This window comes from Micromonospora sp. RV43 (assembly GCF_001029515.1).
Lineage (GTDB): Bacteria > Actinomycetota > Actinomycetes > Mycobacteriales > Micromonosporaceae > Micromonospora > Micromonospora aurantiaca.
Window position 1 is genome coordinate 1 of sequence record NZ_LEKG01000223.1, and the last position, 10542, is coordinate 10542.

Consider the following 10542-nt stretch of genomic DNA (forward strand, 5'->3'; position numbering starts at 1 on the left):
GGGTGGCGGCGATGGCCAGGTCGACCAGGGCCTGGCGGGCCTCGGTGTCCAGGTCGACAGCGGTGAGCGCGGCCAGGGCGCTCTCGGTGAGCGCGGTGATGTGCCGCTCGGCCCGATCCAGCGCGCCGCTCGTCGTGATCAGCTCACGCAGCCGGTCCACCCCGGCCGCGTCCAGGTCCGGTACGCCGAGACCGGCCAGCAGTGCCTCCCGGCCGGCCGGGTCGAGCGCCTCCAGTGCGGCCGCCACCAGGTACGTCCGCTTGCCCTCGCGCAGGTCGTCGCCGGCCGGCTTGCCGGTGCGCTCCGGGTCGCCGAACACCCCCAGCACGTCGTCGCGGAGCTGGAACGCCTCACCCAGCGGCAGCCCGTACGCCGAGTACGCGGCGTGCACCTCGGGCGGCGCGCCGGCCAGCGCGGCACCGAGCAGCAGCGGACGCTCGACCGTGTACTTCGCCGACTTGTACCGGGCCACCTTGGCGGCCCGGTCCAGCGAGGTGTCCCCGGTGGCCTGGGTCAGCACGTCCAGGTACTGCCCGACGGTCACCTCGGTACGCATCTCGTCGAAGACCGGCCGGGCCCGGGCCACGGTGGCCGGCGGCAGGCCGGAGGAGTGCAGCAGCTCGTCGGACCAGACCAGGCACAGGTCGCCCAGCAGGATCGCCGCAGCGTCGCCGAAGGAGTCCGCGTCGCCGCCCCAGCCGGCCGTGCGGTGCCGGGCGGCGAACCGCCTGTGCATCGCCGGCTCGCCGCGCCGGGTGTCCGACCGGTCCATCAGGTCGTCGTGGATCAGCGCGCTGGCCTGCACGAACTCCAGTGCGGCAAGGGTGGCGACGACCTGGTCGGAGTCGACCCCGCCGGCGCCCCGGTAACCCCAGTAGCCGAACGCCGGACGCAGCCGCTTGCCGCCGCCCAGCACGAACGCCTCGATCGCCTCGGCGACGGGCAGCAGGCCGTCGTCGACGGCGGTCAGCCAGCCGCGCTGGCCGGCGAGGAACTCGGTGAGCGCCTTGTCGATCCGCTGGCGCAGGCCGGCACGGTCGACGGGGGATACGGGAGCAGCGTGGGTCACGCCACGACGCTAGCGGTTCGCACCCGTTCCCGCCGCGCCCCCGCCCCGGCGTGCCTCGTGGCTCACCGGCGCGGACTGTCGCGCAGGTGGCGCGGCACGCCGGACGGCAGGTAGGGGCGGGCCGCGGTGACCAGTCGCGCGTACCCCCGGGTGGCCGGACCGGGCGGCGCGTGCGCCAGGCCGCGACGGAACGCGGTGAGCTGGCCGACGGCCCGCGGGGATCCGGACCGGACCGCGTCGAGCAGCGCCTCGCCGGCCACCGCGCACGCCTCGGGCACCGCGCCCAGGCCCAGGTGCCCGCGGGCCAGCCAGCCGCCGTACACGGCCGACCGGCGCGGGCGGCCCCGCGCGCCCACCACCGGCGTCAGCAGCGGCACTGCGGCGGCGTGACGGCCCAGCGCGACGAGCGTGCGCCCGGTCATCGCCGCCAGTTCGGCCGCGTCGAGCCAGTAGAGCCAGGGCGGCTCCCGGCCGGGCTCCGGCGTGCCGGCCCGATCGGCACCGGCCAGCGCCTGCCCGGCCGCGCGGGGACGCCCGGCGAGCGCGGCGGCGAGCGCCACCCGGTGCAGCAGCAGCGCCCGCAGGCCGGGCGAGGCGGTGGCACGGCCGGCGGCGTACCCGATCCGGGCCAGGACCAGCGCGCCGGCCGGGTCACCGGCGTCGGCCAGCAGGTGACTGGCCGACGCGAGCACGTGCCCGGCCAGCGGCGCCTGCCCGGCGGCCACCGCCGCCCGCAGCGCCAGCCGGTACGCGACCAGGCCCCCGCCGAGGTCGCCCGCGTCGGCGGCCAGCCACCCGGCGAGCTGCGCCGACTCGGCGAGAGCGGGCAGCATCGCGCGACGGCCGGCGGGCCCGGCGCGCCGGTAGCCGCGGACCGCCTGCCGCAGCCGGCGGGCGCCGTGCCCGGCGAGGTCGCCGCCGCCGAGCATGTCGTCCCAGCGCCGCAGCGTGGCGAGCGTCACCCCGTCCGCCGGGTGACCACGACCGGAACCGGCGGGCTCGTCGTCCGGCCCGCGCAGGACGTGGACGCCGAGCGGCCCGGACTCGTCCGCGACGGACATGCGCGGGACGGGACGGCCGGTCCGGTGCTCGTCGTCCCGTCCGGGACGGCCGGGCAGCGGCGTTGGCGCGGCGGCGAACGGACCGGCCGGCGTGCGGCCGCCCGGGTCGGCCGCCCAGCGGTACGCGAGCGTGAGCAGGGCCAGCCGGGCCCTGGACCCGGCCGGGTCGACCACCGCAGGCGCCACGCCCAGCCGGCGGCTGCGCGCGGCGGCCCCGGCCAGCACCTCGCCCGGCACCCCCAGGACCGTCGCCAGCCAGGCGGACCAGAAGTCGCCGGGAAGCCGCAGCTGGCGCTCCCAGCGGGACACCTCGTTGCGGGTCAGCGTGGGCACGCCGGAGGCGGCGCACAGCTCGGCGGCCAGCCGCTGCTGGCTCCAGCCACGGGCGGCCCGCAACTCGGCCAGCAGCGGCCCGAGCAGGCGCGGGCCCGGCGGCGGGGACGGGATCATCGGAACCTCCGGGGCGACGGCGCGGATGGCGACGCGGACGCCCGGCCAGTGGTGGCGCCGGCGCGTCGCCGTCGTGGCGACCCCCGCGCGGGCCCCCGGAACGGCCGTCGGCCGCCCCACCGCGCTGCCGCATTTCTACCCCCGGGGTACGACGTCGCGCCGGGACAGGTGTTCGCGGGCTGGGAAGATTCCCGATGCGGCGTGCCGTCCCGGTTACAGTCGGTCCGTGGCGCTCGGTCTTCCCTCGGTCCTTCCCAATCCCCAGCCGGCCATCGGGGAGCTGATCCGTGACGGCCGCCCCACGTTCTCCTTCGAGTTCTTCCCGCCGAAGACCCCGGCCGGGGAGAAACTGCTCTGGCAGGCCATCCGCGAGCTGGAGTCGCTGCGGCCCTCGTTCGTGTCGATCACCTACGGCGCGGGCGGCTCGACCCGCGACACCACTGTCGCGGTGACCGAGCGGATCGCCACCGAGACGACGCTGCTGCCGATGGCGCACCTGACCGCGGTGAACCACTCGGTGGCCGAGCTGCGGCACGTGATCGGCCGGCTGGCCTCGGTCGGGGTGCGCAACGTGCTGGCCGTGCGGGGTGACCCGCCGGGCGACCCGGGCGGCGAGTGGATCGCCCACCCCGAGGGCGTCCGGTACGCCGAGGGCCTGGTCCGGCTGGTCCGCGACAGCGGCGACTTCAGCGTCGGCGTGGCCGCGTTCCCGTACAAGCACCCGCGCTCGCCGGACGTGGACAGCGACACCGCGCACTTCGTCCGCAAGTGCCGGGCCGGCGCGGAGTTCGCGATCACCCAGATGTTCTTCGACGCCGACGACTACCTGCGTCTGCGCGACCGGGTCGCAGCCGCCGGCTGCGACACGCCGATCCTGGCCGGGGTGATGCCGGTGACCCAGATCGGCACCATCGAACGCTCGGTGCAGCTGTCCGGCGCGCCGTTCCCGCCGGCGCTGGCCGAGCGGTTCGAGCAGGTGGCCGACGACCCGGAGGCGGTCCGCCGCCTCGGCGTCGAGCAGGCGAGCGAGATGTGCGAGAAGCTGCTCGACGAGGGCGTGCCGGGGATCCACTTCATCACGCTCAACCGGTCCACTGCGACCCGGGAGGTGTGGCAGCGGCTGCGCGCCGCCGCACGGGTGTGACCACCCGCCACACGACACCCGCGCCGTGCTTCTACGGTTGATCCGTGGTGGGCACACAGCTGAACTGGGACCAGTACGCGACCGCGTGGGCGCGGCTGCACGGCGGCTTCGATCCGCGTACCGCCGCGCCGGTGGTGCGCGCCTGGCTGCGCTTCGCCTACCACGTGGGCTACGTGCTGGGCCGGCTGCGCGTCGGCCCGACCCCGGTGACCGTGTTCGGGGTGCTGCTCTGCTTCTGCGTACCCCTGTTCGTGGAGCGGCCCGGCAACGGGCCGTTCCTGGGCGCGTTGTTCGTGCTGCTGGCGGCCGTGGCCGACAGCGTCGACGGCGCGGTGGCGGTGGCGACCGGCCGGACGACGCGCCTGGGCTACGTGTACGACTCGGTCGCAGACCGGCTCGGCGAGGTGGCCTGGCTGGTCGCGTTCTGGCTGCTCGGCGCGCCGGGCGCGCTGGTCGCGGCGGCCGGTGGGCTGTCCTGGCTGCACGAGTACGTGCGGGCGCGCGCGGTCTCGGCCGGGATGCGGGAGATCGGCGCGGTGACTGTGGGGGAGCGGCCGACCCGGGTCTGCGTCGCGCTGGTCGGGCTGCTGGTCGCCGGGCTCACCGGGCTGATCGACGCCGACCTGACCGCCGGCACCATCACCATGGCCACCACGGTCTGGGTGCTGCTCGCCGGGTTCGGCCTGGGGCAGTTGCTCTCCGCCGTCCGCCGCGCCCTGGTCGACGCCGGCTGACCGCCGCGCCCGCGTAGCCGGCGCGGCGGTCAGCCCGTGTTAAGAAGGGGCCCTTCCTCTACCGGAGGCGTTAAGAAGGGCCCCCTCCTTACACCCTCACCAGGCCGGGCCGACCGCCTCGGCGACGATCTCCGCGGACAACGTGACCATGGGCAGCCCGCCGCCCGGGTGGCTGGAGCCGCCGACCAGCCAGAGCCCGGCCGCCGGACCCCGGTTGGCCGGGCGCAGCAGCCCGCCCGCGGTGCCGTAGATCGCCCCGCCCGGCGCGCCGGTGGCCGCGTCCAGGTCGGCCGGGGTGCGGATCTCCCGGAACACCAGCCGGTCCCGCACGTCGGCACCGCGTTCGGCCAGCACGTCGAGGATCCGGTCCGCGTACGCCTCGGCCAGGCCGGGCCGCCGCCAGTTCACGGCGCTCGCGGCGGTGCCGTGCCGGGGCGCGTTGACCAGCACGAACCACGCCTCGTGGCCGTCCGGGCGGACCGCCGGGTCGTCGGCGGCGGTGACGAACACGGTCGGGTCGGGCGCCGGGCGGGCCCGCACCCCGCGACCCGGGTCACCGAACACGGCGTCGAACTCGGCGTCGTAGTCGCGGGGGAAGAAGACGGTGTGGTGGGCCAGCCCGGAGTCGCCGCGTACGCCCAGCAGCAGCACGAACCCGGCCAGGCTGCGGTCGGTGAGCGCGGCCAGGCGGCGCGGGTCGGGCAGCAGGTCCCGGTAGACGGTGAGCGCGTCCACGTTCGCCACCACCACGTCGGCCGGGATCGGTGCGGCCGCCCCGGCCACGCGTACCCCGTGCACCCGCCCGCCCGCGGCGTCGATCCGGGTGACGGTGGCGTCGGTGCGCACCACCACGCCCAGGTCCAGGCAGCGCGACAGCAGCGCGTCGGCGAGCGTGCCCAGTCCGCCGCGCAGGTACCAGCCGCCGTACGCCAGCTCGGCGTAGGGGACGGCGACGAGCGCGGCCGGGGCGCGGCGCGGGTCGGCGCCGGTGTACGTGGCGTACCGGTCCAGCAGCATCCGCATCCGCGGGTCGGACAGGTGCCGGCGGCCCAGCCCGCGCAGGCTGCGGCCGGGGCCGATGGCGGCCAGGTCGCCCAGCCGCCAGGCCAGCGCCGCGAGGTCGCGGGGCGAGTCGACGGTACGGCGCAGGATGTCCCGGTGCGAGGCCGCCCACACCCGGTCGGCGCGCCGCCACAGCCCGCGCCAGTCGGCGGCGGAGCGGTCGCCGAACGCGGCGCCGATCCGGGCGGCGAACTCGTCCGGGTCGGCGCAGGAGTCGAGCGCCTGCCCGCCGCCGGGGAAGACGTGCCGCACGATCGGGTCCAGCGGGACCAGGTCGAGGTATTCGTCGAGCTTCGCCCCGGTCGCCTCGAACAGGTCGTGGAAGACCTGCGGCAGGGTGAACAGGCTCGGCCCGGTGTCGAAGTGCCACACCCCCTCCGGGGTGTGGTGGGCGTACCGGCCGAGCTTGCCCCCGACCGTGCCGGCCCGTTCGAGGACGGTGACCTCGTGCCCGGTGACCGCGAGCCGGGCGGCGGTGGCGAGCCCGCCCACCCCGGCACCGATGACCACGATGCGCGCCATGGCGTGCCCCTCCTAGGTGACCGGGCGACCCCGCCAGGTGAGCCGGCGTCGCTTCCGCAGATGGTACGACCGGACGGTCAGCCAACCGAGGACCACGACCGACACGGGGTGGCCCAGCGCGTCGGGCCACGCCCGCCCGCCGGTGGCGCGGGCGCTGACCACCCGCCCGGCGACGCCGGCCAGGTAGGCCAGGAACGCCACGGCGGCCACCGCCGGCGCGCCGGCGAGCAGCGCCCCGGCGGCCAGCAGCGGCGGCGCGACGTAGAGCGCGACCAGCAGCGCCAGCACGGCCGCCGCCGCCGTGGGGTGCCCGAACGTCGCCCACAGCGACTTGGTGTAGCCGTCGCGCAGCTGCGGCCAGGTGTCGTACATCCGGCAGGACGCCAGCCGGGAGCCGTCGGCGAGCGCGATCCGCCCGCCGGCCCGCTTCACCGCCCGGGCCAGCTCGATGTCCTCCAGCACCTTGTCGGCCACCGCCGCGTGCCCGCCGGCCCGCAGGTAGCCGGCCCGGTCCACGACCAGGAACTGCCCGCCCGCCGCCGCGAGGGAGGGCCGCCGCGAGCGCTCCATCGCGCGCAGCGGCAGGAACGTGAGCCACAACCACTGCAACAGCGGCTGCACCAGCCGGTCGCCCACCGTCCGCACCACGATCCGGGGGTACGGCGACAGCAGCGCCGCGTCAGCCGCGCGCAACTCGGTCACGGCCGCCGCCACCGCGTACGGGGTGAGCACCACGTCGGCGTCGACGAAGGCCAGCACTGCCGGTTCCGAGCCGGTACGGGTGGCGAGCTGCCAGCAGGCGTGCGGCTTGCCCAGCCAGCCCGGCGGCGGGGCGACGCCGGTGAGCAGCGTGACCCGGGGATCGTCACCGGCCACCGCGCGGACCACGTCGGCGGTGCCGTCGGTCGATCCGTCGTCGAGCACCACGATCCGCAGGTCCGGTACGCCGCGCTGGGCCAGCAGCGCGCGCAGGCATGGGGTGACCCGTTCGGCCTCGTCGCGCAGCGGCAGCAGCACCGCCACCGGCTCGTCCACCTCGGCCGGGCCGGTGGCCGGGCGGCGCAGCCAGGCGAGCGCGTTGACGAGCGTGTGCCCGGTGAGCGCGGCGACCGCCACGGCCAGCGCGAGGGCGGCGATCATGCCGGGGCGTCGACGCGCGACGCCGGCTCCGGCGCGCCGGCCCGGTCCCGCTGGCGGGCCCGCCACAGCGTCACCGCCAGCGGCACCGCCGCCACCGCCATCCCGGCCGCGCCCCACAGGGCCGACGCGGGCAGCCGCAGGAACACCGCGTGTGCCAGCACGCTGGAGGCGTACGTCCAGAGGTAGAGCGCGAACATCGGGGCGTCCCGGCCGTCGACCCGGTCCGCCGACGGCCCGGCGAGCGGGCGCAGCGCGACTGCGAGCAGCACCGCGAAGCCCAGCCAGCCGAGGTAGTTGCTGACCGGGATGCCGGGTAGCCCGGGCAGCGCCGGGGTGGCGTCGAGCCAGGTCCAGTAGCCCTCGGCCACCATCTGCGGGTCGAGGAACAGGTCCCAGGCGGCCAGTCCGACCGCCGAGAGCGCGATCCGCGCGATGCGGGAACGGACCAGCCGGACCGCGGTGAGCCAGGCCGGCCAGGCCATCCAGGTCCAGGCGAGCGGGATGATCAGCGGCACCCCGGCCAGCTTCGGGCCCAGCTCCCCGGAGTAGTCGTAGCTGCCGAACGGGAACCCGGTGGCCACGCCGATCGCCTCGACCGCGAACCCGCCGCCGGTGACGACCGCGACCAGCGCGACGGCGGTACGGACGCCGCGGGTGAGCAGCGCGTGGCCGACCGAGAGCAGCCAGCCGAGCACCACGGTGGCCACCGTGAGCCCGGCCCGGGTCGCGCCGCCGGTGAGCGGGTAGCAGATCTGGGCGAGCACCAGCGCGGCCAGCAGCGCCCAGGGCAGCCGGGCCATCACGACGCTTCTGGTTCGCGACTGCGGGGCTCGCAAACCCGGCTCACTCCTCGCGCTCACGGTGTCGCCCTTTCGTTCGCGACTGCGGGGCTCGCAAACCCGGCTCACTCCTCGCGCTCACGGGGCGCCCGGCGGGGGCAGCGGCAGGTCCCGGCCGAGCACGCCGAACGGCCGCTCGTCGCCGGGGAAGTGGAAGTGGCGCAGGACGTCGACGAAGCCGAACCGGCGGTACAGCCGCCAGGCCCGGGACTTCTCCTCGTCGGCCTCCGGCGTGGACAGCAGCGTGGTGTCGCCCTCGGCCACGGCGAGCAGCGCGCGCAACTGGCGGGCGCCCAGGCCGTGCCCCTGCGCGGGCGGGCGGACGTGCAGCTCCACCACCTCGAACGGGTGGGCCAGCCAGCGCTGCCGGGCCTGCGCGTTCAGCGCCCGGTGCACCTGGTCGTGCCACCACTGCCCGGTGGCGCCCCGGTAGCCGTACCCGAAACCGGCCAGGTGTCCCTCGTTGGTCAGGCTGGCGACGGCGCGGAAGCCGGGCCGGCGGACGTGGGTGGCGATGTAGCCGCGGCGGGCCTCCAGCAGGTCGGGCCGGTAGCCCATCGCCTCGCCGTAGACGGCCACCACGTCGTCCAGCCGCCGGACCAGGTCGTCCGGTGTCCACCGCACCAGCCTCATGCGTGCCCTCTCGCCGTCTCCGGGGCGCCCTCGGCGGCCCAGCCCAGCACCGTACGGTCGCCGACCACGTCGCCCACCGCGAACCGCGCGAACAGTTCCTCCGCGTACCAGCCCTCGGTGGGGGTACGGGTGATCGCGGCGCGGTGCTCCGGGGAACGGTACGCGAACGCGACCAGGTCCGCCGGGTCGCGCCACACGCTCACAGTGCCCTGCCAGCCCAGCGGCGCCTCGCCGACGCCGAACCGGGCGAGCAGGCCGGGCGCGGCGTGCAGGGCGCCGGCGACCGGCGGGATCGCCCGCCAGAACGTGGCCGCGCGGCGGGCCCGCAGCCGGGCCCGGGTCAGCGCCAGCACCGGCCCGGTGACCCGTCCGCCGGACGGCGTGCCGAACGGCTCGCGGCCGGACCACCGGCCGCGGCTGGTCAGCGGGCGCAGGTCCACCCGTACCGCGGCGCGGGCGATCCGGGCCCAGGAGCGGGCGACCGGGGAGGCGTCGAAGCCGGCCGCGTCGGCGGGGGAGTCCCAGACCACGAGTGCGGCCCACCGGGTCAGGTCGGCGTCGCCGGGGCCGAAGCCGGTGCCGGTCCCGGTGCCGAGCAGTTTGGCGAAGCGGACGCCCGGCAGCCGGCGCAGCCGTGCCGGGTGGGTGGCCATCCGGCCCAGCACACCGGGTACGGCCCGGCGGGGCACACGCCACACGTGCAGCGTGACGAGTCCGGGGTTCACGCCACCTCGGCCGGGGTGCCGGCGGTGATCCGCAGCAGTTCCGCGTACGTGGTGGGGAACACCGCCCGGGGTACGCCGCCTGCGGCCCACACCTCGTCGTACCCGGCCAGTGCGGTGTCCACGACGGTGCGCAGCGGAGCGGGGTGGCCGACCGGTGCGACGCCGCCGATCACCTGCCCGGTGTGCTGCTTGACGAACTCCGGGGTGGCCCGGCGCAGGTGGGTCACGCCCAGCGTGGCGGCCAGCCCGGCGGTGTCCACCCGGTGCGCGCCGGAGGTGAGCACCAGCAGCGGCGCGTCGTCCGCGTCGAAGATCAGCGAGTTGGCGATGGCGCCGACGGCGACACCGAGCGCCTCGGCCGCCGCGGCGGCGGTGTGCACCGCGTCGGGCAGCAGTCGGACGAGGCTGGCCTCGCCCGATCCGTTCCGCGCGCCCGCGTCGTCGAGCGCGCGCTGCACCGCCTGCACGTTCGGGTGTGGCTGCATGTACCTATTCTTCCCCCACCCCGGGACGGCCCCGCCGGGGGCCGTCGCCCTCCCGTGCGTCCCCGGCGCGTCACACGTTGCGTTTTCGTCGGTGGGGAGGTGTACTGTCAGGGTAGTTAGAACGAGTGTTCGATTCCGGCTCGAAGTCAGGTTCGCTCGACGTTCGGTTCGACCCGAACGGCAAGCGGCTCAGCTCCCCGGCTGGCCCGGCCTGATCCGAGCCGGTCGCGCACTCGTCGAACGCTCCGGAAGCGGTGTTTCGCGGCACCGGCTTCCGGGAGGTGCGGCACCGCGGGCCGCACCGGGTCTCGGACAGTCGCGAGTCCGGGCCCGTCAGGCAGGTCGTCGCCCGCCGCCCACGACCCCCGGGCGGCGGGCGACGGACCCGCCGGCACGCCGGCCGGGTGTGGGTGTGGGGAAGCGTCCACATCCGGCCGGCCGCCACCTGAAAGGTGCGTCTTCCTCCGCACCGACCGCTCCGGGCGACCGGGCGACGTTCCCCGTCGCGCGACCGCCCGCCCCGGCCACACGCGGAGGAGAGACCCATGCCGACCAGTCCGGCCCAGGCGCCCACGGTGCCCGCGCACGTGCTGCCGCACCGCACCCCCGCCCAGTTGCTCGCGGTGGCCCGCGACGGGCTGGCCGAGGCCGTCGGGGCGGGTGCGGGCGGCCTCGGCC

The 10542-nt window shown here is 76.8% G+C and carries 10 protein-coding genes and 1 pseudogene; 3 read left to right on the top strand and 8 right to left on the bottom strand.

What is annotated here, in order from left to right; translation table 11 throughout:
* Both ABD52_RS33735 and ABD52_RS33740 read right to left on the bottom strand, forming a co-directional pair.
* Nucleotides 1-1069: polyprenyl synthetase family protein (locus tag ABD52_RS33735; RefSeq protein WP_047894406.1), on the bottom strand; the 1069-nt coding region annotated here is incomplete at its 3' end.
* Between the two features lie 62 nt (nucleotides 1070-1131).
* Complete coding sequence (locus tag ABD52_RS33740) at nucleotides 1132-2580, bottom strand: helix-turn-helix transcriptional regulator (protein WP_047894407.1); 1449 nt, start codon at nucleotides 2578-2580, stop codon at nucleotides 1132-1134.
* Nucleotides 2581-2806: 226 nt separating this feature from the next.
* Between ABD52_RS33740 and metF the strand changes: the two genes are divergently transcribed.
* Nucleotides 2807-3724, top strand: coding sequence for a methylenetetrahydrofolate reductase [NAD(P)H] (metF, locus tag ABD52_RS33745; protein ID WP_013287634.1), 918 nt, complete (start codon nucleotides 2807-2809; stop codon nucleotides 3722-3724).
* A 44-nt stretch (nucleotides 3725-3768) separates the two neighbouring features.
* Nucleotides 3769-4458, top strand: coding sequence for a CDP-alcohol phosphatidyltransferase family protein (locus ABD52_RS33750; protein WP_013287633.1), 690 nt, complete (start codon nucleotides 3769-3771; stop codon nucleotides 4456-4458).
* A gap of 96 nt (nucleotides 4459-4554) precedes the next feature.
* On the opposite strand, the gene ABD52_RS33755 is transcribed toward ABD52_RS33750, so the two are convergent.
* The 6 genes from ABD52_RS33755 to ABD52_RS33780 form a co-directional block, all read right to left on the bottom strand.
* Entirely contained in the window at nucleotides 4555-6042 is a 1488-nt protein-coding gene (locus ABD52_RS33755; protein WP_013475765.1) for an NAD(P)/FAD-dependent oxidoreductase, read from the bottom strand.
* Between the two features lie 12 nt (nucleotides 6043-6054).
* Nucleotides 6055-7182, bottom strand: a complete 1128-nt coding sequence (locus ABD52_RS33760) for a glycosyltransferase family 2 protein (RefSeq protein ID WP_047894410.1) — start codon at nucleotides 7180-7182, stop codon at nucleotides 6055-6057.
* A complete protein-coding gene (locus ABD52_RS33765) occupies nucleotides 7179-7982 on the bottom strand; it encodes a carotenoid biosynthesis protein (protein ID WP_047894408.1) in 804 nt (267 codons plus the stop codon). The genes ABD52_RS33760 and ABD52_RS33765 overlap by 4 nt, the downstream gene beginning before the upstream one ends.
* 117 nt (nucleotides 7983-8099) lie before the next feature.
* Nucleotides 8100-8654: a GNAT family N-acetyltransferase gene (locus tag ABD52_RS33770; RefSeq protein ID WP_013475767.1), complete on the bottom strand. Its 555-nt coding sequence runs from the start codon at nucleotides 8652-8654 to the stop codon at nucleotides 8100-8102.
* Nucleotides 8651-9379: a monooxygenase gene (locus ABD52_RS33775; RefSeq protein WP_013287628.1), complete on the bottom strand. Its 729-nt coding sequence runs from the start codon at nucleotides 9377-9379 to the stop codon at nucleotides 8651-8653. The genes ABD52_RS33770 and ABD52_RS33775 overlap by 4 nt, the downstream gene beginning before the upstream one ends.
* Nucleotides 9376-9864, bottom strand: coding sequence for a YbaK/EbsC family protein (locus ABD52_RS33780; protein ID WP_013287627.1), 489 nt, complete (start codon nucleotides 9862-9864; stop codon nucleotides 9376-9378). Before ABD52_RS33780 ends, ABD52_RS33775 begins: the two co-directional genes overlap by 4 nt.
* 545 nt (nucleotides 9865-10409) lie before the next feature.
* On the opposite strand from ABD52_RS33780, the pseudogene ABD52_RS33785 reads away from it, so the two are divergent.
* Nucleotides 10410-10542, top strand: a pseudogene (locus ABD52_RS33785) (chromosome segregation protein SMC); the annotation flags it as partial.